22 protein-coding genes are annotated in these 25,346 nt (G+C 38.5%); 12 read left to right on the top strand and 10 right to left on the bottom strand.

Features of this window, described 5'->3' with window-relative positions:
* On the top strand, positions 1-729 hold the full coding sequence (locus tag AV939_RS07560) for a tyrosine-protein phosphatase (protein ID WP_057792549.1): 729 nt from the start codon (positions 1-3) through the stop codon (positions 727-729).
* Positions 716-1,465, top strand: coding sequence for a VpsP family polysaccharide biosynthesis protein (locus AV939_RS07555; protein WP_057792547.1), 750 nt, complete (start codon positions 716-718; stop codon positions 1,463-1,465). Before AV939_RS07560 ends, AV939_RS07555 begins: the two co-directional genes overlap by 14 nt.
* 100 nt (positions 1,466-1,565) lie before the next feature.
* On the opposite strand, the gene AV939_RS07550 is transcribed toward AV939_RS07555, so the two are convergent.
* From AV939_RS07550 to AV939_RS07530, 5 genes are all read right to left on the bottom strand, one after another.
* Complete coding sequence (locus AV939_RS07550) at positions 1,566-1,976, bottom strand: hypothetical protein (protein ID WP_057792545.1); 411 nt, start codon at positions 1,974-1,976, stop codon at positions 1,566-1,568.
* 84 nt (positions 1,977-2,060) lie between these two features.
* Positions 2,061-3,350, bottom strand: coding sequence for an O-antigen ligase family protein (locus tag AV939_RS07545; protein ID WP_231751178.1), 1,290 nt, complete (start codon positions 3,348-3,350; stop codon positions 2,061-2,063).
* A 177-nt stretch (positions 3,351-3,527) separates the two neighbouring features.
* The gene (locus AV939_RS07540; protein ID WP_057796216.1) at positions 3,528-4,106 is read right to left on the bottom strand and encodes a hypothetical protein; all 579 of its coding nucleotides are present in this window, start codon (positions 4,104-4,106) and stop codon (positions 3,528-3,530) included.
* Positions 4,107-4,211: 105 nt separating this feature from the next.
* Positions 4,212-6,155 (bottom strand): bifunctional diguanylate cyclase/phosphodiesterase, encoded by a 1,944-nt coding sequence (locus AV939_RS07535; RefSeq protein WP_057792541.1) that lies wholly within the window; start codon positions 6,153-6,155, stop codon positions 4,212-4,214.
* Positions 6,152-6,850, bottom strand: a complete 699-nt coding sequence (locus tag AV939_RS07530; RefSeq protein WP_061997465.1) for a transglutaminase-like cysteine peptidase — start codon at positions 6,848-6,850, stop codon at positions 6,152-6,154. Before AV939_RS07530 ends, AV939_RS07535 begins: the two co-directional genes overlap by 4 nt.
* A 410-nt stretch (positions 6,851-7,260) precedes the next feature.
* On the opposite strand from AV939_RS07530, the gene AV939_RS07525 reads away from it, so the two are divergent.
* From AV939_RS07525 to AV939_RS07490, 8 genes are read left to right on the top strand one after another with little or no spacing between them, the layout of a single operon-like run.
* Positions 7,261-8,397: a glycosyltransferase gene (locus tag AV939_RS07525; RefSeq protein WP_061997464.1), complete on the top strand. Its 1,137-nt coding sequence runs from the start codon at positions 7,261-7,263 to the stop codon at positions 8,395-8,397.
* Between the two features lie 6 nt (positions 8,398-8,403).
* Positions 8,404-9,717: an O-antigen ligase family protein gene (locus tag AV939_RS07520; RefSeq protein ID WP_061997463.1), complete on the top strand. Its 1,314-nt coding sequence runs from the start codon at positions 8,404-8,406 to the stop codon at positions 9,715-9,717.
* Positions 9,707-10,276: a serine O-acetyltransferase gene (locus AV939_RS07515; RefSeq protein ID WP_061997462.1), complete on the top strand. Its 570-nt coding sequence runs from the start codon at positions 9,707-9,709 to the stop codon at positions 10,274-10,276. Before AV939_RS07520 ends, AV939_RS07515 begins: the two co-directional genes overlap by 11 nt.
* Positions 10,273-11,379, top strand: a complete 1,107-nt coding sequence (locus tag AV939_RS07510; protein WP_061997461.1) for a glycosyltransferase family 4 protein — start codon at positions 10,273-10,275, stop codon at positions 11,377-11,379. The genes AV939_RS07515 and AV939_RS07510 overlap by 4 nt, the downstream gene beginning before the upstream one ends.
* Positions 11,379-12,272, top strand: coding sequence for a sulfotransferase (locus AV939_RS07505; protein ID WP_061997460.1), 894 nt, complete (start codon positions 11,379-11,381; stop codon positions 12,270-12,272). The genes AV939_RS07510 and AV939_RS07505 overlap by 1 nt, the downstream gene beginning before the upstream one ends.
* 2 nt (positions 12,273-12,274) lie before the next feature.
* Positions 12,275-13,126 carry a glycosyltransferase family 2 protein gene (locus AV939_RS07500; protein ID WP_061997459.1) on the top strand — a complete coding sequence of 284 codons (852 nt, stop codon included), beginning with the start codon at positions 12,275-12,277 and terminating at the stop codon, positions 13,124-13,126.
* Positions 13,127-13,139: 13 nt separating this feature from the next.
* On the top strand, positions 13,140-14,021 hold the full coding sequence (locus AV939_RS07495; RefSeq protein ID WP_061997458.1) for a glycosyltransferase: 882 nt from the start codon (positions 13,140-13,142) through the stop codon (positions 14,019-14,021).
* Positions 14,022-14,062: 41 nt separating this feature from the next.
* On the top strand, positions 14,063-15,139 hold the full coding sequence (locus AV939_RS07490; protein ID WP_061997457.1) for a hypothetical protein: 1,077 nt from the start codon (positions 14,063-14,065) through the stop codon (positions 15,137-15,139).
* Here AV939_RS07490 and AV939_RS07485 read toward each other — a convergent pair whose 3' ends face one another.
* The gene (locus tag AV939_RS07485) at positions 15,140-16,597 is read right to left on the bottom strand and encodes a lipopolysaccharide biosynthesis protein (protein WP_061997456.1); all 1,458 of its coding nucleotides are present in this window, start codon (positions 16,595-16,597) and stop codon (positions 15,140-15,142) included.
* A gap of 339 nt (positions 16,598-16,936) precedes the next feature.
* On the opposite strand from AV939_RS07485, the gene AV939_RS07480 reads away from it, so the two are divergent.
* Complete coding sequence (locus AV939_RS07480) at positions 16,937-17,566, top strand: hypothetical protein (protein ID WP_061997455.1); 630 nt, start codon at positions 16,937-16,939, stop codon at positions 17,564-17,566.
* A 438-nt stretch (positions 17,567-18,004) separates the two neighbouring features.
* On the opposite strand, the gene AV939_RS07475 is transcribed toward AV939_RS07480, so the two are convergent.
* The 4 genes from AV939_RS07475 to AV939_RS07465 all read right to left on the bottom strand — a co-directional run bounded on the left by AV939_RS07475 (position 18,005) and on the right by AV939_RS07465 (position 23,832).
* Positions 18,005-20,551 (bottom strand): right-handed parallel beta-helix repeat-containing protein, encoded by a 2,547-nt coding sequence (locus AV939_RS07475; RefSeq protein WP_061997454.1) that lies wholly within the window; start codon positions 20,549-20,551, stop codon positions 18,005-18,007.
* Positions 20,552-20,992: 441 nt separating this feature from the next.
* Positions 20,993-21,430: a hypothetical protein gene (locus tag AV939_RS07470; protein WP_061997453.1), complete on the bottom strand. Its 438-nt coding sequence runs from the start codon at positions 21,428-21,430 to the stop codon at positions 20,993-20,995.
* A 113-nt stretch (positions 21,431-21,543) separates the two neighbouring features.
* A complete protein-coding gene (locus AV939_RS20180; RefSeq protein ID WP_156454633.1) occupies positions 21,544-21,687 on the bottom strand; it encodes a hypothetical protein in 144 nt (47 codons plus the stop codon).
* Between the two features lie 234 nt (positions 21,688-21,921).
* Positions 21,922-23,832: an acyltransferase family protein gene (locus tag AV939_RS07465; RefSeq protein ID WP_082746091.1), complete on the bottom strand. Its 1,911-nt coding sequence runs from the start codon at positions 23,830-23,832 to the stop codon at positions 21,922-21,924.
* Between the two features lie 528 nt (positions 23,833-24,360).
* Here AV939_RS07465 and pheS point away from each other — a divergent pair.
* A complete protein-coding gene (gene pheS / locus AV939_RS07460; RefSeq protein WP_057792517.1) occupies positions 24,361-25,341 on the top strand; it encodes a phenylalanine--tRNA ligase subunit alpha in 981 nt (326 codons plus the stop codon).
* Positions 25,342-25,346 lie beyond the last annotated feature (5 nt).

Raw genomic sequence — 25,346 nt, 5'->3', positions numbered from 1 at the left:
TTGATAGACCTTCACAGTCATATATTACCTGGTATTGATGATGGTGCCAGAACCATGGCCATGTCGATTGACATGGCCAAACAAACGCTTGAGTGCGGTGTTACGCACTTAGTTTGTACCCCCCATATTCACCCTGGGTTTTTCGATAATACCCCTGCTATTATTGAAAACGCGTACAATGAACTGGTGCTTGAACTTCAACGCCAACATATTCCTCTTAAATTGTCTTACGCGGCAGAGCTTCGCGTGTCAGAACACATTCCTATTTGGATAAAGCAAAACGCCGTTCCGTTTTTAGGTGATATTGATGGTAAAAAGGTGATGCTGCTTGAAATGCCTCATAGTCATATACCATCTGGGCTAGAACCGCTAATTAAGTGGTTATTGAAAAACAACGTACAGCCGCTTATTGCACACCCAGAACGAAATCGAGAATTGCTACGCGAGCAACATAAGTTTGACTGGTTGCGGCGCATAGGGTGCTGGTTTCAAGTAACGGCTGGCGCACTTACAGGCCGATTCGGTGAGCCAGTGCAGAACTTTGCGCTAACGCTACTTGCCAATAAAAGTTTTCATGTAGTGGCTTCTGATACCCACGATACTGTTCGCAGACCTAACGATATGGGCGAAGCATTTGCAGTGGTATCGGCGTTAGACGCGGCCTACGCCCAGCAAGTTTTCGTCACTACACCGGGTAAGATAGTAGGGGCAAGTAGTGACCTTATCTAACGTATACAACAACAATCAATTATTGATAAAACGTGTTGTGCGTACCGTGTTTTTTATTACCGCCGCCTGGGGGGTAATATGGAGTGCTCAGTTTTTTGTATCGGGTAACTATTACTATCGTGTAAACAACCAGTTAGAAGCATGGCAAAGTAAACCTGAACTGGTTACACAAAGCAAAGTAAGTGATGCTATCACCAAAATAGATTCTGCCATTTCCATGTTTCCAAATAACGCATTGTATTATCAAATGCGCGGGCAGCTTTATGAGTGGCAAGCCTTTGTTTCTCAAAGCGCGGCTCAAAGCGCTTCTGACAGTAACAAAACGAATAGTTTGAAACTGGCCTTTTCCAATTACCAGCAGAGTTTATCGCTACGGCCACTTTGGCCAGCTAGTTGGATAGGCTTAGCGTCGGTTAAATGGAAGCTTAATGAAGTAGACGATACTTTCTATCAATATATGAATAAAGCGGCTCAGACAGGCCCACAAGACGCCGTAGTACACAAATTTATAGTGGAGTATGGCTTAGCCAATTTTTCGGCACGATCGCCTGAGTACATTAACGTTATTCAACCATTAAAACATCATATGAAATTAGGGTTGGCAAACCCCCATAGCAGAGAAGCAATTGTTCAAAGTATAGTTAAATACAACGCAGAAGAGCCCGCATGCAGATGGATGCGCTTGGCTTCTTACCCAGTAAGAAAACGCATTCCCAACTGCATCACGTACAACTAGCAGTATTTACGTTAATCTCTTACCGTTAGAAGCATGCTGTTACTCGCATTTTCATTAGCTTTGCATAGCGATGTTTAAACTATTTTTATAATGCCTTTGCTTAAAACGTAGCTTTAAGCCAATCCCACAATCCTAGCGAAAAGTTTTCGAACAAATTAATGCCCAGCCACGATTTCAGTATGTACAGCAAAACCATACCTACAAGCAGTGAAAATAAAATAAATAGGGTGAAACCAAACGCCAAAGTAAGTTGGCCAATTTTGCTTTCTATGCGGGAAGGGTCTCGTTTATCTTTGCCACCTAAAAGCACAAAATAAAAACGGCTGTGGCCAATACCCAGGGTGCCCCTTAAATCTAATTTATGTTTACCCCAACGCCTGCCTGCTAATGCGGTATTAATATGGGTAAGCTGTTCTTCACTAAAAGAGTTGGCCACATGCTTGGGCATCCTTTCTAGCATATGCTTAACGTTGGGTTCTTCCTGAATGGGGTGATTAACTTTTAAAACCACGTTGCACTATCCATAATGTTCTTCATAAGTGAATGCATACATAAACCTTAATTAGGGGCTTTGTAGCACCTAATTACATGAGGTTCATTTGCGCGTTGTTGATTTGCGAACCCGAATACGATTACTCATTGCCCCTAATGCCAGCAACGTAATAAATATCGCACTGTTAGCCGGAGCCTGTAAGGGAAAGTCTACGCTACTGTGCATTGCCATACCAATAATTGCCATAAAACACGCAAATGCCGCACCGCGTGGCAGAGGGTGGTGGCGCTGCTGAAAAGCTTTGAATGCATTTATGCCGCAAAACAGTACAAATACGCCCATAAGTAGTGCGCCAATAACGCCAAACTCAATACTAAACTGCAAATATTCATTATGAGCATGATCGTAAAAGTGTTGAATACTCTCACTTTGAAGTTGAGGGTAAACTGTATAGAAGGTTCCCCCACCTGTACCAATTAGCGGGTATTCCGATAACAAGGGCAGTACGTCGGTAACTACTTCGTCTCGGCTTTCATTGGTTAAATCGGTTTGTTCAAGGCGTTGCTTCACTTCGTTTAAACCAAATACACTACTTACAATCATAATGTCGATAACTAGCATGCTTATAAACAAGGCGACATAGCTTTTTTGTCTAGGCTTGAAATACCACAAACCTAGGGCTGCGGTTATAGTCATGCTAACAAAAAATGCCGTATTCCCCATTCTTGAACGCGACATTACTAATGCAATAACCATGATAATAATACCAATACGAAACAGCACTTTATTACCTAGCCAAAACTTTAGCCACCGCCGCAATCTTTCTCTTTTCGACAAGCCATCGTCTTCGCCTAAACTTGCTATTAAATAGCCTAGTGCCGCGCTTAAAGAAAGCAATAAGTAGTTAGCAAAATGGTTTTTATAAATAAAACTGCCGGTAGCAATGTGGGTAACAGATTGTTTGAACACTAGGCTGTACTCAATACCCGATAACACCTCAAGCGACCCATAAATAGCCTGAAATATACCGCTTGCACTAATTGTTATTAATACAAATTTCAGCCGAGATGTAGAGCGTACCAATGCCAATACACAGAAAAACAACAAGCAATAGCAAAGCGATTTCAAAAAAACAATTTGGCTTTGACCTACATCGAAACTAAGAGGCAGCCAACTAGCACCAGTTGGTACATTTGCGTATTCGGGTAATAGCTTTTCTGGGCGTAGGCTGGAAACAAGTGAAGTGGGTAGGGGAATTAAGTTAAGTAGCTGCCAAGCAAGAAACAAAACCCATAGCAGAACGAAAACACGATATTGGCGAACTACAACAGTAACGGTGCGAAAGTGAAAGGCCATTAATGATGCGCTTATACAAAAAATAGAAATTTGCATAAGGGCCCAAGCCCATGGTCGATTGGCCCCTAAAGGGATAGGCAGCCAAAAAAGGGTAAATAAAAGAAAACCGAAAAGAAGCTTTTCGGTTTTTCTATTATTAACACTCAGCATTTAATATCGCCATTTATTACTACCACTAACGATCGCTAACACAGAGTTTAATTACAATATAATTTAGTTCGCTGAAACAGTAGTATCGCCACCGCCCGCACCAGCAGCACCCGTGCCCACACCTAGTGGTGATACGTCGTTGCCAGCAGCACCCGCCGCAGTAGCAGTAAGGGTAGAGGTATCGATGCCTGCATTAATTGCGGCTAACAATGCGTCTTCGGCACTAATTACGCCCGTTTGCAATGCAACGTTATAAATTTCGTTGGCATCTTCTGGAAACATAATCATCGCAATGGTAACCACTTCTGATGACTGTTCTGGTAATGCACCAAAACCAGCAATGGCTAATTCAAACCCAGTTGCGTTATCTACCAATAAACCTACCATGCTTTCAAACGTAGCTTGGTTAGTCTGTAAAAAAGGCAAGCTTTCAGCCGGAATAGCAACACTGCCATTCGCAAGCACATCGTTACTAACGGTAACCGACGCTTCTTCAGCAGGAGTACCATTATCAATAACGGTTAATAACTGGTTTCTAATTTGCAAACCTGGAACGCTACCTGCACTTTCTTGCGCAATAGCCACTGGCGAAATAGCAATAAGCACACTCATTACTAAAGAAAAAATAACTCTATTACGCATAATAGTTCCTACTTCAAAAAAATCTGTTTGCATACATTAAGTATTGTATACCAAATGTACGCCCCTTGTCTTAGCTTTATTTGCTGCCTAAAGTGGTCGCTTAGGTTAGTTACCCAAGCGCCACGCTGTAGGCTTGGCAAAGTGATAGCCTTGCTGATAAACAACCTGCAGCTTATTAAGCGCATTACTTTCAAGTTCGCTTTCAACCAGCTCTGCAATAACCTTAATTTGTAACCCATTAGCAATACTTACTAGGCTGCTAACAAATAGCTGATTGTCTTTGTCTTCATGAATATCCTTGGTCAATTTGCCGGATATTTTTACAAAGTCGGGCTGAATAGCCCTTAACCCACTTAATGATGCAAGATTGTCGCCAAAATGTTCAATAGTAATCGTGCAACCTGCACGTTTAACCATTTCACAGAATTTAAGGGTTGCTTCACGGTAATAAATAATAGCTGAATCTTCAATTTCAAAGGCTAATCTATCGCATAACGATTTGTTTTCAATAAGGTAACTACTTAGCCATTGGCAAAAGTCGGCATTCGCAATTGATGCAGTAGCAATATTCACTGCCACAGTATGTGGCGATGCCATTAATTTACTAACCACTAAAGATGTTACAAGCCTATCTACTTGGGGTATTAAGTGAAGCCGCTCTGACGCAGGTATTAGCTGCGACATAGGAATATCGGTGTTGGTTGACACATCTTTAAAGCGCGCGAAACCTTCGTAGTAACAAGGCGCTTTGTTTTCGGTACTAAAAATTGGCTGAATTAAAATGTCGGCATACTGCTGTAATAATATGTTGTTTAGCCTTTCGCGCCATTCAGTATTGCTATGTATGTACGTAAGCTCTGAAGCAAACTGCCAGCCTCTGTCTAGCTTCGTTGCCGCCAGCAGAGCGCTATCCGCTTTTTCCATCACTTCGGAAAAGCTATTTTCACTTGAATACTTAGCGGCACCAATCCAGGCAGTTTTGTCGCCATCTTTAAGAAAATCTATTTTGTTAATTTCATCGGCAAGGCTTTTAAGTCTTTTTTCGCATTCTTGTTGCGATACAGCTTCCATTAATAAGGCAAAATCAGAACCCGACACTCTAAATAACGTCACTTTATCTGGAAATTGCATTACCGCCAGTTTCAGTTTTTTTGCAGCCGCACTTACATATTCATCACCCTCGGCACCGCCGAGCAGGTTATTTACCCGTGCTAGCTGCGTTAACCTAACTAATACCACATAACCTTCTTCTACCGTCGCCGTGCCACTTAATAGTGCGTTCATGTGTCGATTGAAGGCATTTCTGTTAGAAAGGCCTGTTAGGCTGTCGCCATAAGCAATGGCCTTAAACTGTTCGGCGCGTGCAGTAAGTTCTTTAAACATACTTTCTACTGCTCTAGACAGCTTATTAACGGCTAGCGTAATAAAAGAAAACTCTTTGGTGAAAGGTTGATAATCAATTTCTGAGAATTTTTGGTTCTGAATATCGCCAATTTTTTCAGTCACTATTTCTAGTGGTTTAGTAATTTGACGAATAATAACCAACAGCACTAAGTAAGCAATTACAAAAGCAATTAAAAACATTAGTGCACTTTGCGTGATGCTATCCCAAAGCTTTTCGTTAGCAAGGCCTGGGTGGCTTTGCACAGAAAGCTGCCCTGCGATAGTCCAGCCATCGTTCAGCTCGGTATCTTTTACAGGAGGGGTTACATGTACCGCTTCTGTAAACCAATTCGGTACCGTGTCTATTTTATTCGGGTTTTGCCTAATAATAAGCGTTTCGCCATTGGCATCTTTTAACGAAATTGTTTGGTAGTAACCTCTGTCGAATATGGCATTTACCATAGTTTCAGCCACTGCTTGGCCGTTTTCTTGCGACAGATAGGGCGCCATAGCTAAACCTAAAGAGGTGGCGGTATCTTGTGCGTGGGTGGCAAGTTGTTCATTCACATATTCTTTAGTCATTTTTACGTTAATAAAAAAAGAACCTGCGAACACGGCCAATAAAAAAATGAGCAAGCTAACGCTTAGTTGGGTAGATAATTTCATTGTTCTTGTGTATCTCCGAGCATTACGCTGTTTAAACGATCTATCATGTCGTCCCACATTTTCATGGGGCCGCTGCCTCTTAATTTTCTGCCTGTTCCCATAGACTTTGCAGCCCAAAGACCTTCACCATTAAAACTGTACACGGGTGCAAGATCACGTCGCTTATTAGCAGGTAGTATACGGCGGTTAATATTATCAAGCACTAAAGGAATAGATGTAGGGCTTGGATAATAGGCTAACACCATATGGGGTTGGTTCAATTCTAACGCGGTAACGTACATAAGACGAAGTTGCGATTCAGGAATGCCAAGTTCTATTAGTGAAAAGTACTTAGCAATAGAATAATCTTCACAATCGCCAGCACCTGTTGCAATAAATTCGATAGGCGTGGCCCAGTAATCAGGTTGACGCCAGTGCTTCAGGTCGTCCACAAATTCAAAGCGGTTAAAAAAGCGGTTTACCTGATAGAGCTTTTCGTCAATATCTTCGTTCTGACTGTTGGCAACCAATTGTCGCCACTTTGCTACATCAGAAGAGGCATTTTTACCAAACAGCGCTTCAACTCGGCTATAAACCGCTGGGGTGAATATATTTTTTTGTTGTGCAACAACATACGATGCCGCACCAAAAAACAACCCAGTTAGGGCATAAATACAGGTTCGGCGGTAATTTTTACACGCGTTGCGAGTTGCCATGCCAATTGAGCCTTAATGCACCCTAGTGAAACGAATTCACTAAAAAGGAACTGTAAAAAAAAGTTAACCACTTCATAGTATATTAAAAATGTGGCAGTAAATTGATAATGTCAAACTTACAGAAAAGTTGGAAGTGTTTTCAACGTAGTATCGTTGGTATAATTGCTAGCACTTATACTTGGCATGTTTCATGAATAATAAAGTTGTAAATAATATTTATAATAACCGTATACATTAATATAGGCTTTAACCCGAACCGCTAGTGTTCGCATTAGATATTCGCACCAGTTATTCACAATAGAGCAAAAGTGCTGTTAGCTGCAATGTTGTAATTTTACTACAAAACTAAAATTGAGCTGTGCTAAACTTACCTTTAGCATTTAGTCTAATGACAAGGAAAATGACGTTTCATGCTGAAAAGTAACCGCCCAGTGGTGTTTATAATTAATTCCCTTGAAGGCGGCGGCGCTGAAAGGGTAATGGCAAAGTTGCTAGCAATTATGGAAGATTACTTTTCCCGCGCAAACGTACCTGTTCACCTTGTACTGTTAGATACCCTTGAAGAAAGCCAGCAGTGCCCACCATATGTTACTAAAACGGTGCTTACTAGTAATGGCAGCCTTAAAGCCGGTTATCAACAGCTAAAACCATTGCTTAAAACCTTAAACCCGCAAATATGTTTCAGCTTTTTAACTCGTAGCAATTTTTTAAACATTGCTATAGCAAAATCGTTAGGTTACCGCGCCATTATTAGTGAGCGAGTGAATACTACAAGCCACTTATCAGGCGGCTTAAAAGATGGCATAAGCCGGTTTTTAGTGAAGCTTTTGTATAAGCGGGCCAATAATGTGGTGGCAGTATCTGAAGGGGTAAAAGCCGATTTAATTGAAAATTATGCCGTGCCAGAGCCTAAAGTGTCTTTGTTATATAACCCCTACGATATTGCGCAGCTACACGAACTTGCCAGCGAACCAGTAACCGACATTCCTAAAGCGCCTTACATTATTGGAGTAGGGCGGTTAGTTAAAAACAAGAACTTCTCGTTATTATTAAATGCCTATGCGAAAGCCAACATAGTTGAAGACTTGGTTATTTTAGGTGTAGGTGATGAAGAGGCCATGCTTAAAGCACTAGCTAAAACGCTGGGCATAGCAGATAGGGTGCATTTCTTAGGTTTTAAACCGAACCCTTACCCTTATGTGGCCAAAGCAGAATATTTTGTTTCAACAAGTAACGCTGAAGGCTTCCCTAATGCCATAGTGGAAGCTATGTGTTTGGATAAGCCGGTAATTGCGACCAATTGTGAGTCGGGCCCGGCTGAAATAATTGCCGAACAATACCCTTACCAAGTTTCTGGTGCCAGCGAAGAAAAGAATGGCATACTGTGTGAGTTAAATAACGCCCAAGGTGTTGCCGATGCATTAGTGCTATTTAAAGGTAGTGCTAACAGAGCGCGATATGTAGAGAAAAGCCAAGCATGTGCGCAGCAGTTTTCTTACGCCGCTTTTTACCAGCGCGTAAGTGCCATTCTAGAAAAAGATGACTAACTAATTATGTTTGAAGCAATCAAACTACTGGTAGGGGTGGTTAGCCTAATAATGGTTTATAGAACCATTACCGGTAACTGCAATAAGTATTTAGCCTTTGCCATTTGCGCAATATGGCTACGATACTTCCTATCTGCATTTCACACTATTACTTACCCTTCTTTGGTGGCTGGCTTCTCAATTAATGCTTTAGGCAGTATTGGTGTGGCCGGATTGGGCTTATTGCTAGTTCCAACCGCTGTTTTTACCCTGAAAAAATTATTTCCTTTTTATATTTTGTTCACCGCAATTGCCGTTAGCGGCTTTGTGAACATGCAAATACCCGGCACTATAAATGTATTAGTTAAGTGGTGTTACTTCTTAGTGTTGGCGGGTGCGTTGTTTTTGTCTATTCGCAGCCAAGGGCAGAATGAAACGTTTAAGAAGCTTTTGGTGGCATTTACTATGCCTGTGTCGCTCCAAATTTTGTCTATATTGTTTGGGCAAGCCAAAGCGGCAGAGTCGGATGGTTCGACTAGCTATATAGGTGGTTATAATCATGAAGCCGCCTTTTCTATGATTATTGTTAGCTTCATTTTTGTAGTGGGCTTAATAGAGCGAGGTACAATTCGTTTTAGAACCAGTTTGTTTACCTTGGCTGTATTCTTGTTGGTGTTGGTAAACTATCGAACTGCGATACTCACCATATTACCTATTGCAGCTGTATTTTACTTCACACTAGTAGAGCAGCGCTTAAAACCGTCACAAAAAGCGCCTATTCTTACCGTGGTAACTATGTTGTTCGTTATGGTGTTTTTTGCGCTGTCTTTCACCATGCAAGAAAGATTTGCCGACGTAGGGGTGATGCTTAGTAATTTAGACCTAATTGTAAAAGCGCCAAGGTACTTCAGTGAAGCAGAGCAAGATATTATGTCTGCCCGTGTGTATATATGGAGCCAATATATTGATGCATATGCTAATGCTGACATATTAAATCAAATATTTGGGTTTGGGCCAGATTCATGGAAACAGCGTTTTACTTTGTACGCTCACAATACCTTCGTTTCTTATTTGTATGAGTATGGTTTTTTAGGTTTAGTGAGTTTTCTTTTAGTTTGCATCTTAATGACCCTTCAGCCCATGGGTTTGAAAGATAAGAAGTTAGCTAAAATATTGGTGTTATCGTTCTTAGGCTTTTTAACCATGAATTTAGCTACCATGCCCTTATGGAATATTGAAGGGTTAATATTCTTTTCTATTTTTTGTTCTCTTGTTTTCGGGGCTAGCGGCAAAAGAACTAACGAAGCTAGAAAGCAGGGAGTGATATTGAATGCAAATTAACAGTAAGCAAGACTACCACAACTTCTTAGAAGCAGATTTAAAAGCTTTAAATATTGCCCCAAACCTAAGAAACAAACTTACTCACGACATTTGGGCGTTTCAAAAAAGTTTAAGAAAGTTAGAGTATTTCATTAACTGCAAACATTCTCCTTTAGCTAAAATATACACTATATTTATGCGCCTAAAGTTGCGATCACGTGGCAGAAAGTTAGGCTTTTCAATTCCCCCGAATGTATTTGGGCCGGGTTTATCTATAGCTCATGCAGGGACTATAGTTGTGAATTCTAACGCAATTATTGGTAGTAATTGCCGAATACATGTTTGCGTAAACATTGGTGCAGATATTAATGACGGTTCAAAAGCTCCTCGCATTGGCAACGATTGTTACATAGGGCCCGGAGTTAAAGCTTATGGCGATATTGAAATAGGTAACAATGTTGGTATAGGGGCGAATGCGGTAGTAAATAAGAGTTTTGGTAGTAATTTAACCATAGCGGGTGTGCCAGCAAAAATTATCAGCCAAATAGGTCCAATGCAATACAGGGATACAAGCAAATGAAAATAGTAGTTGTTGGATTAAGAGGTATACCCAACATAATGGGGGGCATTGAATCCCATTGTCAAAACTTGTACCCCAGAATGGCGAAACAAGGGTATGACATTACTATTTTAGGGCGTACGCCTTATCTCCACGAGCCTGAATATGAATATGAGGGTGTTAAAGTCAAAGGCATTTGGACATTTAAAAATAAGTTTCTTGAAACCTTTTTACACACATTTGTAGCGATAATCTATGCAGGTATAGTGCTTAGACCAGATGTTTTACATATTCATGCTATCGGGCCCGCACTATTCACCCCTTTGGCTCGGTTATTGGGTTTGAAAGTTGTAGTTACTCACCATGGCGCAGACTACGATAGACAAAAGTGGAATCGTTTTGCAAAAACAATTTTAAAAATTGGCGAATTAATGGGAATTAAGTTTGCTAATTCAATTGTTGTTGTAGGGCGTTCTTTAACACATAAGCTAAAACTTAAATTCCCTAACAGTAGTGAAAAAATACAATTTATTCCGAATGGTACCTTAGTTGGTTTTTCCGATAATGTGACTACAGACGATTTGCCAAATGATCTAGGCTTAGTGTCGGGAAACTATATTTTGGCTGTAGCACGGTTGGTGCCCGAGAAAGGAATTCATGACCTGATAGAAGCCTATAAATTAAGTAACACTGCACTTAAGTTAGTAATAGTTGGTGATGCTGATCATGGCGATGAATATTCTCAGAAAATTAAAAGTAGTGCCGATCAAAATATTATTATAGCTGGGCGAAGGAATGGCGCTGCACTTTCTAGTTTATATAAGTACTGTGGTCTGTTTGTATTGCCTAGTTATCATGAAGGGCATCCTATCGTTGCATTGGAAGCTATAAGCGCAGGGAGTAGGGTTTTACTTTCTGATATATTGCCAAATAAAGATATAGACCTGCAAGATGACTGCTACTTCTCTGTTGGTGATATCACTTCTCTGGCAAGTAAAATAACTAATTTGCCAACACTTAACTTATCTGTCGATAAAGCAACATTCTTAGCAAAGTACGATTGGAACTCAATTGCTATTGAAACTATGAATGCTTATTCCACGGTTGTAAGGAGTGAAGGTTGATGGAAAGTATTAAAAAAATTGATGTTGTTTATATTTTGTCAGAAAAGTCATCCGGTTCTAGCTTTTTATTTAGAAGCTTAAATGACGCACTAGGTATAACTTCTTACCCCACTACTAAACATTTTGAGTCAGAAACACTATTTTGGACTAAAGCAGCATCTTTATTAGATAAACCACAATTGAGCATGCTAGCTAGTGCCGTTCCATATGAAAAGAAGCGAGCAAGAGAAGAATTAGAAAGCTTTTTAGCAAGCAACTTGCCACGTGATATTACTTTTACAAACGATGAAGACTTAGTGTTCAGAGGTTGGTATGAACTTATCAAACATTTTGGCCCTGTATTCATTGAAAAGTCCCCGCACCATCTACTTCAGTGGAATGCATTGGCACTAATGTTAGAGTTTGAAAAGCGTTACGTCGACAAAGTAAATTGCCATTATGTGTGTATTGCTAGAAACCCTAAAGATGTATTCCTTTCACAATTTAGGCGTTGGAATGTAAATTTAAAACATTTGGAAAACCAATGGCTTATTACTTATATGAACTGGGAGCGGTTTCGCGATCAATCTTCATTAAGCGCTAGTAAAACCTTCACTCGATACGAAGATTTAGTTACAGAGCGCCAATCAGTTATAGCTAAGATATGCTTCACTATTGGCATTAAATCGAAACTAGAAGGTGGCGAAAAAGTTAGAAAGAGTAAATCTTCGAAACAAAGTGACGCATTTGGCTATGTGTTTTCCGCTTCTACAATTCAGCTTGCAAAAGAGATGGGGTACACGAACTCTGATTTGCAGCACAATAAATCTTTAAAGTGGACTTTGTACGAAAATTATATTCGTTTCTTCTATAGCCCTGCAAAATCCTTATACCAAGCCCTTAAAGGAGTATAGGCATGAATTTCAGTGTTGTAATAACCACTTATAATCGGCCCGACTTCTTAGAGTTGTCGCTTAAAAGTGTTTTAAGTCAAACAATTAAAGTTTCAGAGATAACTGTTATCGATGATAATTCTAGCGTGGATTATTCTTCGGTGTTGAATAAGTTCAACGATCAACGCATTAAATATATAAAGCAATCAGTTTCGGGTGGAGCGAATGTAGCCAGAAACCTCGGTGTTGAGAAATCCGTGGGTGAAGTAGTAGCTTTTTTAGATGATGATGATGTTTGGCTTCCTGAATATTTGGATTGGCACTTACACGAGTACAAAGAGGGGGCTGACGCTGTTGTTTCAGGCTTTAAGCACTTAGGAAACGAAAATGAGATTAGGGTTAATGAAGATAGTAAGGTTTCTAAATCATCTTTATTAAAAGGTAATACGTATTGTGGAATGAGTGGTTTTAGCTGCAAAAGAGAGATACTAGCTAACACCCCTTTTGATATAACTTTAAACAACGGCCAAGACTGGGACATATTCGTACGTTTATATCAAATGAACGTAAAATTTAGCAATATCCCGAATCCAATTTTTCTATATCGTTACCAGAATCTTGATGGTATAGGTACAAAGCTTCGTAAAATGAATCCAAAGGATATCGATAGGCGATTAGGGTCGGCTAATAAGCATAAAGAGTTTCTAGGTAGTTACTGGTACAAAAAGCGTGTAGCGGATCAGATTTTACTTTCGTTAAAGTACAAAACGAAGAAGCACAAATGGTTACTCTTGTCGCTTAAAAAGGCCGGTTTAGTAGCAACACTTAACTTCTTTTTGTATCAATTTAAAAATAAGCTTTTAAGACGAGCTTAGTTTGGATCTAATAATGAGTTCAGAATTGCAAGTTTCTGTAATAGTGCCAGTTTGGAACGATAGTAAGAGAATTCTAAAGTGTATTGAAGCGCTACAGAATCAAACCCTCGATAGTCATTTATATGAAATATTAGTTGTCGACAATGGCTCTTTAGACGATACATATGAAGTGTTAGAAAAAGTGAAAGGAATCACACTTCTTAGAGAGGTTAAACCAGGCTCTTACGCTGCAAGAAATAAAGCTATACATGAGTCAAATGGAGAAATCCTAGCTTTTACTGATTCTGATTGCATGCCAGACTCTAGATGGTTAGAAGAAATCACTTCTTGCTTATTATCTAATGAAAAAATTGGAATCGTTGCTGGCGAAATAGAGTTTTTCAAAGCTCCTGAAGATAACGTTGAAAAAGAAGCACTAGCATTTGAATCCATGTTTTCGATGAACCAAAAAAAATATGCAAGTGAAGGCTTGTGTATTACAGCTAATTGGTGCTCTAGAAAAGAGATCATATTGGCACAGTCAGGCTTTAGAACTGATCTAAAATCTGGCGGTGATCACGATATGTCGAAAAAAATAGTGGAAAGTGGTTTGACAGTTGAATACTGCAAAACTGCCAAAGTTTTACACCCGGCAAGAAATAATAGTGAACTACTTAGAAAGAGGCGTCGTGTAATAGGCGGTACTTGGGATAAAAGTAACAGCAAATTTAAGGCAATGAAGATATTAGTCAATTCTTCAAAGCTATTCCTGAAACGGATCTATAAAACCCTCACAGCGGCAAATTATTCCTTGTATCAAAGGGGTCTTATTGCGAAAGTTTTATTCATGATTTTCTGGGTTTCAATATCAGAAGTAATTCATCTTATCTTCGGAAAAGAAAGTACCAGAAGTTAAAAATTTGGTACGCAACTTCAAAGTAAATTTTAGGCATAATAATGAGAAAATTAATTCTTCATATTGGGTTACACAAAACAGGTACTTCTGCAATTCAAAAGCACTTGATTACTATTGAAGATGAACTCAAAGTACAAGGGTGGTCTTTTTTTCGCATTAGAAAAGACGGTGATATATCTAATGTTGGTAATATTAATACATGGATTGATTTTACTGGCAAAGGTAATGACTTTTTAGCTACTGTTGATGATGGGCTATATAGCGCTTTAGAAAAAACTTCAGGAAATATAATTGCATCATGTGAAGAATTAAGTTGGCTAACACCTGAACAAGTTCAAAACATGGAGTCCCGTTTGCATGAGATTTTTACTGATATTAAAATTATTTGTTATGTCAGACGCCAAGATGAGCATTTTATATCGCACTATAAACAAGGCTTTAGATACCCCCATTCTAGTGCGCGAATGTTTTACTCCTTTTCCAATCCATTAACGCCGCTTTGGCAAGACTATTATCACAAGTATCTGGATTATTTTGCAAAAGCAGAGGCGTGGTCTTCGGCTTTTGGAGTATCCAATATTATATTTAAAGAATTTAATAGAGAAAAATTGTACGCTCAAAATTCTGCATTAGATTTTATGAAAACGTTAGGTCTAGATATTGAAGAAAACATAAAGTCAGATAAGAAAAATAGTGTAAATGAAGCTTTAAGCTTTCAGCAATGTGTTGTCAATGATGCAGTGTTCGAAACTAGATCTGAACTTTGGTACGAGCTGGGTGGGCAGAGTTTTTCTAAAAAGTTAGGCTTTAAAGGTATTCCAGGTGAGAAAAATGACTTCTTACACTATTTCAAAGTCAATCTGAGAAAAGAATTTTTGCAGTCCAATATAAAACTTAAAAGCTATATCCCAAGCTTAAGTAATGATTGGGTCGAATTATCCGAATCTGCTGGCCACACACATCAAAAAGCTAGCTTATGTACGAGCGAATTAGAACTGTATAGAGAAAGCTTAGTGTCACTTGTTTCTTATATTGATGATATAAGTCTATATCAGTTCTTAAAATTTAAATTGAGGAAATTTAGAAATAAATATATTTCCAAAATCAGGAAGAGGTAACTACTTCTTCTTTTTCATAAAGGTATCCTTTAATTCAAAATAGGCTTGTGGCCGAAACAAAAGAATGGATACTCCGTAATATACCCCACCAATAACACACTGAGTAAGAAGTAACTGGGTACTCGAAAGGTAAGCTTCCAAATATAGTTTAGTAATGCATAACGTTAATACCATTACCGCACTACTACCAATTGGAAAAGCGATACATTGTAAGAACCTAGCAAAGGTTATCTGCAAAATTTTAAATACGTTCCACCATGTAATAATTGCAGACAACAAGTATGCAGTGAAGTATCCAACGAATAGACCTTGGATTCCATATTGAATTCCGATAAGAAAGCCTATTATTTGCAGAGGTTGGTTTATAATATTTATTTTAAACTGTAACTTAGACATGCCCAACGCTAAATAGATAGAACCAGTTATAGTTGCTATAGACATGATTAGGCCGATAATGCAGAAAAAGCTTAAGTAAACCCCCATATCACGCCATGCTTCTCCATAAACTAATACAACAAATTCCTCAGCTACTACCATTAAACCAAGCATTAAAGGGAATGTTATAAATGATATGCTTCGAACTACCTTAAGATAAACCGAAGCAACTTTCTGTCTATCATTTTGCATCTTACTCATTACTGGAAACATCACATTAGCTAAAACACGTGATATATTATTAATAGGAAAAAGCATTAATTGGTAAGCTCTGGTGTATAACCCAAGTGAGGCAGAATCAAGGAACTTACCTACTACTAATTTATCCGCTTGTACAGCCGTTTGCCGCAAACACTGTGTGCAAAAAACGTAAACAGAGAATGAGAAAAGTGGCTTAAAATGGGATAGGTAAAACCCTAGCCTAATTGGCAAATTTGATTGCCTGTAAATTATTACTAGACGTAAAAATGCTAAAATTAATTGCTGTGCAACTAAGCTCCAAAAACCAAAATCTAAGATTGCTAGTAATATGGCAGATACCATGGCTAAAACTGATGAAATCATTTCTGCAATTGAGATTAATTTATGATTGATTTCCCTTGAAAGTTTTGCCTTTGGAACACTAGTTAACGAGTTTAGTACAAAAACTAAGGATAAAACCTGAGCTATTTTTGTAACTTTATCTTGTCCATAAAAGCTCGCTAAGTTATCAGAAAAACCATAAAGAGTTAGAGCGATAATTACTCCAAGAAATAAACTAAAGCTCATTGCTGTGCTGTAGTCTTTATCTGACGGCTCAGATTCTTTTTGAATAATTGCAGATGATAACCCGAAATCACTAAACACTTGAGCTAAGGCGACAAAAACGAGCACCATTGCAACAAGTCCAAAATCTTCAGGTGTCAGAAGTCTAGCGAGTACTATTCCTACAGTAAAATTGAAAGCTTGGGTTGCTATTTGTAGTGCGCTCGTCCATTTCAAGGCACTGACAGCACTTTTGCTTATATTCCTTTGATTATCCATTGGCCTGCTTTGTTTATTATGAGAAGGTGGGGAATGAAAAAATAGTGATTGCCGATTTTAAATCCGCCTTAAATACCTTATCGGTAAAAAGGTTTAATCATTACTAATGGGATGCTCTTATATCGGAAGTTAAAACGCAAATATTATTATTAAAATAAGTAATATGAGCTAACTGTCGTAAGTGAGCTTGACTATGTTGATGTCAAAATATTTTACAATCTGCGAGTCTTATCCAAGTTGGTAGTAAATAAAGCTCTATAAATCATGAGCTTGAATTATTGGCTTGTTTTTTGCTTTTCCTTAGGCCTAATCGATATTTTTTGTAGTGAGGAAGTAATTATGAAATTTTTCAAGGGTGCAATGATAGCTTTTGTAACTTTATTATCTGTGAGCGCTAATGCAGCTTTTATTGATTTTAATAGTTACACAACTTCTAGCATTGTAAATCAGCATCATTCAGGTGATGCTACCGCTAGCACTGATGGTTCAGAATTGACACTTGATGGAAACCTCTGGGTTTACATTACAGATACCTTCGAAATCCAGACAGGCACTATGCTTTATTTTACTTTGGATTCGTTTGGCGCTGAAGCGGAAGTATATGGTTTGGGTTTTAACAACTCAAACAACGTTACACCTAATACGTTTTTTCAACTTGGTGGTAGCGAAACTTCAAGACAAAACCAAATCGCCACTTACACATTTGGTGATGGAGTTGTAGACTTTGCAATTGATGTTGGCTCTTTCTTTACTGGTACTTTCAGCAATTTTGTATTCATATTAGATGCAGATAATATTTCTGGTACTGTTTCTACTTTTAGTAACGTAGAAATCTGTTCTGTTGGTGATGTTTGTTTATCTACCTCAAGCGCGCCTTCTGCACCCACAAGTGTAGATGCACCTTCTCCTGGAATAATTTTAGCGATGTCGCTAGTGCTTCTGGCAGGTGGTCGCCGTATCTTTAACTAATTGGTTAAAATACTAAAAAACTAACCCGAAAACTTTAATGAGTTTTCGGGTTTTTTATTAATAAGAGCCGGTGGTCTCTGCGATATAATCAAAGCAATAGTAACTCCGTTAACTCTCGCAATACATAAACTTCGTATTGAAAAGTTATCTTTATAAATTCCTTTGCAATTTATACTGCTCATAAGGTATCCGAAGATTACAAAAAAAACATCTACACCTGTAACCAAACTTGATTGAAAACGAGATAGTATAACGGCAATGGCGCTTCACCGTTTATATTTTTTCAGGTTTCAATCTCTTATGCCAATATGTAGTGGGTAGGTGCGGGGTTGGCAGCCGAAGTAATTTTCAATAAAACAATATTTCTTATTAAAGCGCTTTAATATAGATATCTCTTTTTCTTATAAATCTAGAGGTATGTATAATTGACTTATAACTTCAAATTTCAGAAGTTAAGCCTACAGAAATACCAACAGTTTCATTAATTTTTTTCTTCTCCGAACCACCCTTAACAATTTTTATATCCTCGAAATAAACCTTGCTTCCTTTGCTCAATTTGGCGTCGTCATTATCCAGTATGAACACAATGTAACTAGAAGAATCTAAGTTATATTCAGATAAATTTAGTTCGATTCTTTTCGAGAGTGTTGAGCCCAACTTTTGTCTTAGGTCATGTCCTATGGATTGAGTCCCAGCAAACTGAAGGACTTTATTTTGGGTTAAGATATTATCTGTTTCAAAAGAAATCCCAACCACTTCTGAATATCCCTCTACCCTTAGATCAAAGCTGATTATATCATCCGCGTCAAAATTATATTCAAGAGGTACCTTATACCAACCGTTCCCTGTTATTAAAACCGAATTTCCATCAAATACAGTAACAGTGCCCTTAGTAGCTTGGTTATGAAAGCGAGTTAGCATTCTATCGTCAATTAGTACTTTTTGACTGTGGTTCTCACTCTCAACATTCATGTCTTGGCTTCTACTGAAGTTATTAATGACATTTGCGGGAAGTACTGGCAAGACTAGCGATTTAGTTTCTGTATCCCATAATGGCGACCACACATAAGAATCGGGATGTTCTGAAAGCTTATCGATGTTTAACTCATAATATGGTCGCATTACCTTAGTGTTAAAGATTATATTATTAATAAATTTTGACTCACTATACTTTTCTTTATCGAGAACGCCGAGCCCAACATTATTATTTTTCAATCTGTTTATAATTATATTATTTCTAGCTTCTAACCAAAATGTCGAATCACCTCTCATTGCTGATGCTGCAATACCGTTTCTATTGGTGTTAATATAGTTTTCTATAATATATGACTTACCACCGGGCAGTGACATAAGGCCCCCAGCTTTTATAGCTGCCCACTCTTTCCCTCGTTCATCACCCAAATCATGTATATAGTTGTGAAAAATATAGCTTGGCCCTAGCATATTTGGTGTGATACTTATCCCTACATATCCAGCAGTCATTTCGTTATTGTAAACTGTGACGTTTCTCTGCCCCCCATCTATCTCAATGAGATCATCATTAGCGAATGCTAAGTAGTTGTCATGAATCGCTGAATCCCTAACAAACCCACCGGTACTTTCTGCGTTCTTCCGCCCTTCGATAATATCGTTGAAACGATGTTCGTTTGTTCCATAAAATCTGTTGTAACGAACGATAATTTGGCCTTGAAACTCCTTTTGAGGGTGGTTCGCGTGTATTTGTAATGCATTTGGTCCATTGGGATGCCCATAACCCCAATGATTAGCTTTTGGGATGGGGCTATGGATTTCACAATTTTCAACTACTGAATTCCCCGTTTTTTCAAGGTAGATTCCTGAATCATAATTTATAGGGGAATTGCTATCAGTTGATTCGTATCCTATGTTATTTTTGTAAAAAGTTGCAATTCTCCCAAAACCGGAAATATCGCACTTATTTACCCATATGTTGTGTGTGTTTTTTGCATAAATACCGTACCTACGGCCGCCCTTTATTTTTAAATTTTCGAGCATTACATATGCCTGTGACCCGATGTTAACGGCAGACAAGTACTCTTCTCCCGCTTCTATAAGCGTGCCGTCACCAATAATTTTTGCGTAACCGTTTTCATCGCCGTATATATTTAGTGCTTCTAAATCTAATTGACCTCCATTGTATATTTCAGAAAGGTAATAAATTTTCTCTGGATCTATTGGGGGGGAGTTAGGGCGCGTTTTAAAATCGAAAAAGTACTGATTTTTAGTTTCAAGGTAATCAGTTACTACGATTTCAACCTCATATTGGGTATCGGGCTCTAAATGTACAATGCTTCCTGAAAGTGCACCGTATATTGGCTCCCATGCAAGCTCTAATGCTGGAAGCCATTTATTATCGCCAACTTTTCTGTATTTTACTTCGCTTGAGTTGTCCTCATCTTGCCCATAAATAACAATTCCCGCTGAGTGTATAAGTGGAGTGACACTATTTTCCATTCCTGTGGCAGAGGCATCTAATACAATCGTAGGGTCTATATTGTACTCAACAGCGATTGCTAAAAGGCTACTTTTATCGATCAGATTCTTTTCAGCCGCATAAGTCAGAATTCTATATGCATCAATTGGAAACAACGTGATGAGAGTTGAAATAGCTGAAGGCGTATCATCAAAATTAACTAGTTTTTCGGAAATTTCATTACCGCGATATTTATTTTTTTTAATTAGCAGTAGTGTGTCTGTTGAATACAAGTGAATGATATTGTCTTTATGTTTTGAGATAATTACTTTAGACGACTTCGATACCTTCATTCTTGAGAGCGCAGTAGTTATTTCGAGTTCACTACTGGCTTTACTTGCAACGAGATGTGTTTGAATTGCATCACCTAGCTGATTGGTAACCGAGCTATCTTGTTTGGGGCGCTTTGACACTGAACAGGACGCAAGTGTCATCATTAATGCAATAATAAAAACAGAGAAAAACTGACTATAAAACATAGTGTGGGATTTCATGCGAAAATCCTTTAGCTGATTCAGAAAAGATAAAATACGGGTGTTTAGGCTTGAAAAGCGTATTTTTACGGAAGAGACTTATAGTCTAGTAATACGATTTAAACTACACAAGCTATTAGTCGGAACAAAAAACTTACTAATTGCATTTTTATATAACTATTTTGATATTTTTCATTTCTATTCAGTTCTGACTACACTCAATAGGTGAGTAATTGATTAAGCGTAGGAATAATAATTTGACCTAATACGGAAATCTTCAATCATGAAGAAATGTCACTAGATGAGGCAAACACCTCGTTTAAATTAGTAAGTTGAAAAACTTCCAAAAAGCAGCGCCCTTCGATAAATGGTGTTTACCAGCCATAAGAGAGTCACTTTGTTGTCATTAAAATCCCTTATGAAACTCGAAAGTTTACTCTAGCGAAAGCAGCAGACTTGTATTTATCTAAAAACTAATAGTTTTCTTATAAATAATCCAAAAAAAATGATCATCATCACCCATGTACTCGGCGAACTCACCCTAACTGCATTAACACTGGCCAATGTAAAACTTAGTGTGGAATCAATATTACGCTCGAAGCCGCCAGTGGCAGGGTAAAAACTCTCTCTTACGCGAAGGGTGCCGCTACCTTTCTGGTTATCATCAGTAAAGTCTACGTCAGTCCACGAAAAGGGCTGCGAGAAGTCGGGCTGCTTATCGAATAGTTCGGTTTCTTCACTAAACACCAAAAAGTCATTAATTAAGTCAAAGAAATAAATGCTTAAGTTGTAAGTTAAAATGGTTTCGTCTGCCGAGATTGTTTCTGAGATTCTCGCAAAATCGCCGAAAGATTCACCGTTGCCAATTGGGCCGCCGTTGTAGTCGGGACCGTTGTACATTTTAATAAATTCTTCAGGGAAATAATCATCTTCAAAGGCGTTGTAAATACCTTGATTGGCAAGGTTGTATGTTTTGCTATTCAGGTTTAATTGTGAAGTCAGTACAGGTAAGCCTACATCATTCTGCCCCGTACTTCTCTTGATAAATCTAATGTGAACGAACCGCTTATTGGCTGGTTAAGTAAACTGGCTTCGTCAAACTCAGAATTAGCGTTGTTTTCTACACTGGAAACAAAGCCAGTGAAGTTAAATTGCATGAACGCAGAATGCGCGTTGTAAGAGATGAATAGAAAAATATAGCGAATATCTTGGTAAGCATGAAAGTTCCTTTTTACACAAATTGAAGTAAATTGGTAACTGAAGAACCATAATAAGCTTTGGATGAAAATTGGTCTATATCAGAAGACTAATTATAAAAATAATTCACTTTAACGATATAAGGAGAATACAATTCTCATAGTGTTTACAATATAAGTAAATTCTAATGGTAATTACTCAATAGAATAGCTACTTTGATTGAATATAAGCCTCACCAACTCTTCTGCGGCCAATACTGATGGGTGGTCGTCATCAAAATACATAGGTGTACCATCTTTAACTGCGAAGCACGTTGCTGCGTCACAGAACACTTCATGAGGTTTTATTAGTTTTACATTTGCAGGGTATTTAGCGTTATTAAAGTGTTTATTAATGTACTCATTTCTTGTTTCAAACCAATCTCTAGTCGTCCCTGAAATAGTCTGGAAAGATAGGTTGTTACGATAGTTGTGTCCTAAGAGCTTGTTTATATTCTGTGGTAACTCTGGAATAGGATAAAAAACATAAACATTAATTTTGTTAGCAGCAAGAGTCTGAATTAAAGAATCAATATTGTTTGTTAGCCTTAATGTGTTGTCAGTTATTTTAGTATTACTTTTCTCTGGGTAGCTCAGATTATCGCCGCCTACAAGTTGGCTAGTGTACCTGTGTACTACAACAACATTCTGTATTTTAGCGTCGTTTAAAATGTATTCTACTGTCTCGTTGTACCATTTTGCACAGGGACTGAAATCTTCTTCTTCGGTGTAAGATGGTACACAACCCGAAAAACTAAAGTGCTTAAGCCCAATGCTTTCTTTCTGCAAACGTTTAGCTAGTGCATACGCGATTTCTGTAGAATGACTGTCAGCTAAAGTCGCCCATTCGACATTTTGTGTATTAAAGTATTCACATGCGGTTTCTGGTGACTGATATTCATGTATGTGGCATTTATCACGGTAGGGACTCGGTTTGGCATTTGCTGATGCATACCTATAATCTTCAGGCGCCAAATGTAAGAAGCCTTCTTGATAAAATATAACAGAGCCCAATAAGCTTAAAATTATCGCCATCCAGAGCGGCTTAGCCCTAAAGTAAGAAAAAATAGTACTAAAATTGCGAGTGAAGTTTATCTGTTCAACGTATTTATGGCTTAAGAAACCTAATATTGCAGATAAGATCAAGCCAATATACACGAACCTATCGCTTAGTGAAAAATAATAAATAGCCACAACTAATGGCCAATGCCATAGATAAATTGAGTAAGACCAAGCTCCTAGCTTTTGAGAAATTACATTGCTTGTAAGTATGCTATTGCTTCGTTGAGATAGAAGAACAAAGTATGTGCCTATTACTGGTACTAAAGCATAATATCCGGGCCAAGGTGTTTGCTCAGAGAATAAGATATAGGCGCACATTACTAAAACAATGCCGAAAATTTCCAATATTTTGCTTTGATTCTTATTTAAAGCAATTGGATATAGGAAGGCTAACCCACCAAACATCATTTCCCAGGCTCGTGTAAGTAAAAGGAAGTAGGAAGCGCGGGGAGAGATATAAGTGATAGCAACACATATAACGAAACCTAATAAGGTTAATAATAATAAACTTCTTTTTATGTTGGTTAAGCTTATAAATTTACTGAGCGTTAATAGTAAAACAGGGTAAATAATATAAAATTGCCACTCTACAGATAAAGACCATGTGTGAAGCAACCACTTTTCGTGCGAAGCGGCATCGAAGTAGCCCGATTCTCTCCAATAGAGGATGTTGGAAATAAAACCGATGCTACCCGCTACATGCTTACCTAGTTTTTCGTACTCGTAGGGTAGTAGGCAAAACCAGCCAAAAAGAATTAATACAAAGCACAGCAAAGCTAAGGCGGGTATAATTCTATTTGCCCTAGCTAAATAAAACTGAAGTAATGAAAAGTTTTGTTTTTCTAGTTTCTTAAAAATTATACCTGTCATCAAGAAACCAGATATAACGAAAAATACATCGACACCTGCGAAACCGCCGGGCATCCATGAATCGTTAAAGTGAAATAGAACAACCGCAACAACTGCGATCGCTCTCAAACCATTAATATCTTTTCTAAAATCCAATTTCTCACCCACGGGATTAGTTAATATAGCTAGCTCTCGCTAACCGAAAATCTTAACACGGAAAATGCCTTAATTTCTCTTCGAGAAAGAAAAAACTTGAGAAGTTAAATTGCATGAACGCAGAATGCGCGTTGTAGGAAATAAATAATAGGAGTACAGCTGCTATCTTAATAAGCATAAAAGTTCCTTTTTACGCAAAATGAAGGGTTTTTGATAACTGCAGAATTTATAATAAGCCCAGTTTGAAATTTGTTCTATTGTTTATTTAACCAATTTAAAAACTACCTAAAGTCTTGTTTGCCACCTAAGCAGGCCCCTCATTCAACAACTTTTATCCTAGCTTGGTACAAAAATCTGCCAATATCAGCCATATAGGGTAGCGGTTATGTCTATCAGTCGTGTAAACTGTCGCCTTTATTCAGGCAAGCCACAAATTCACGCACTATAGTTAGCCTTTTACAGGGCTATGTTATAAAGCAATGCATAGTGCACCGTGGTTATCCAGTCATCATGTCAATTGAGGAAAACATGGAGCTTGACGCTATTATCAATCAGGCAAAAGAACTGATTGACGCTGCACAAGATGCAGCCACTCTAGACCAAGTTAGGGTCGAATTCATGGGTAAGAAAGGTAAACTTACCGACTTACTTAAAGGGCTTGGCAAGTTATCTAACGAAGAACGCCCAGCGGCTGGTCAAAAAATTAACGTGGCCAAACAGCAAATTCAGCAAGCTATTTCTGCGAAAGGTGAAGCCCTGCGCAGTGAAGAGCTAAACAAGAAGCTTGCTGAAGAAGCCATTGATGTTTCGTTACCGGGCCGCACTGAAGCGCCGGGCAACTTGCATCCGGTTAGCCGCACCATCGCGCGTATTGAATCTTTCTTCGGAGAGCTTGGTTTTGCAGTTAAAACCGGCCCTGAAATTGAAGACGGTTTTCATAACTTCGACGCTTTGAATATTCCGGCTAATCACCCAGCCCGTGCCGACCACGACACCTTCTATTTCAATCCAGACATGATGCTGCGTACCCAAACCTCGGGCGTGCAAATTCGTACTATGGAAGCTGAAAAGCCGCCGCTGCGTATCATCTCGCCTGGGCGTGTTTATCGTAACGATTACGACCAAACCCATACGCCTATGTTCCATCAGGTTGAAGGTTTGATGGTAGACAAAAACGTAAGCTTTACCGATCTTAAAGGTATTTTGCACGATTTTTTGAATCACTTTTTTGAAGAGTCGCTTGAAGTGCGTTTTCGTCCGTCTTACTTCCCGTTTACCGAGCCATCTGCCGAAGTAGATGTTATGGGTAAAAACGGCCAGTGGTTAGAAGTACTAGGCTGCGGCATGGTACATCCTAATGTGCTTAAAGCGGTAAATATCGACCCTGAAGAATACACTGGCTTTGCCTTTGGTATGGGCGTAGAGCGTTTAACCATGTTGCGCTACGGCGTGAATGATTTGCGTTCGTTTTTTGAAAACGATCTTCGTTTCCTTAAACAGTTCAACTAAGGCAG

This window comes from Alteromonas sp. Mac1, from assembly GCF_001562125.1.
GTDB lineage: Bacteria > Pseudomonadota > Gammaproteobacteria > Enterobacterales > Alteromonadaceae > Alteromonas > Alteromonas stellipolaris.
This window is presented reverse-complemented; position numbering and strand designations above follow the sequence as displayed.

Coding starts and splice junctions, on each gene's coding strand:
- AV939_RS07535 (WP_057792541.1), bottom strand. CDS start 6,155: ATGAAATTATCTACCCAACTAAGCGTTAGCTTGCTCATTTTTTTATTG.
- AV939_RS07510 (WP_061997461.1), top strand. CDS start 10,273: ATGAAAATAGTAGTTGTTGGATTAAGAGGTATACCCAACATAATGGGG.
- AV939_RS07480 (WP_061997455.1), top strand. CDS start 16,937: ATGAAATTTTTCAAGGGTGCAATGATAGCTTTTGTAACTTTATTATCT.
- AV939_RS07530 (WP_061997465.1), bottom strand. CDS start 6,850: ATGGCAACTCGCAACGCGTGTAAAAATTACCGCCGAACCTGTATTTAT.
- AV939_RS07515 (WP_061997462.1), top strand. CDS start 9,707: ATGCAAATTAACAGTAAGCAAGACTACCACAACTTCTTAGAAGCAGAT.
- AV939_RS07490 (WP_061997457.1), top strand. CDS start 14,063: ATGAGAAAATTAATTCTTCATATTGGGTTACACAAAACAGGTACTTCT.
- AV939_RS07500 (WP_061997459.1), top strand. CDS start 12,275: ATGAATTTCAGTGTTGTAATAACCACTTATAATCGGCCCGACTTCTTA.
- AV939_RS20180 (WP_156454633.1), bottom strand. CDS start 21,687: ATGCAATTTAACTTCACTGGCTTTGTTTCCAGTGTAGAAAACAACGCT.
- AV939_RS07520 (WP_061997463.1), top strand. CDS start 8,404: ATGTTTGAAGCAATCAAACTACTGGTAGGGGTGGTTAGCCTAATAATG.
- AV939_RS07485 (WP_061997456.1), bottom strand. CDS start 16,597: ATGGATAATCAAAGGAATATAAGCAAAAGTGCTGTCAGTGCCTTGAAA.
- AV939_RS07525 (WP_061997464.1), top strand. CDS start 7,261: ATGCTGAAAAGTAACCGCCCAGTGGTGTTTATAATTAATTCCCTTGAA.
- AV939_RS07495 (WP_061997458.1), top strand. CDS start 13,140: ATGAGTTCAGAATTGCAAGTTTCTGTAATAGTGCCAGTTTGGAACGAT.
- AV939_RS07545 (WP_231751178.1), bottom strand. CDS start 3,350: ATGCAAATTTCTATTTTTTGTATAAGCGCATCATTAATGGCCTTTCAC.
- AV939_RS07540 (WP_057796216.1), bottom strand. CDS start 4,106: ATGCGTAATAGAGTTATTTTTTCTTTAGTAATGAGTGTGCTTATTGCT.
- pheS (WP_057792517.1), top strand. CDS start 24,361: ATGGAGCTTGACGCTATTATCAATCAGGCAAAAGAACTGATTGACGCT.
- AV939_RS07475 (WP_061997454.1), bottom strand. CDS start 20,551: ATGAAATCCCACACTATGTTTTATAGTCAGTTTTTCTCTGTTTTTATT.
- AV939_RS07470 (WP_061997453.1), bottom strand. CDS start 21,430: ATGTACAACGGTCCCGACTACAACGGCGGCCCAATTGGCAACGGTGAA.
- AV939_RS07505 (WP_061997460.1), top strand. CDS start 11,379: ATGGAAAGTATTAAAAAAATTGATGTTGTTTATATTTTGTCAGAAAAG.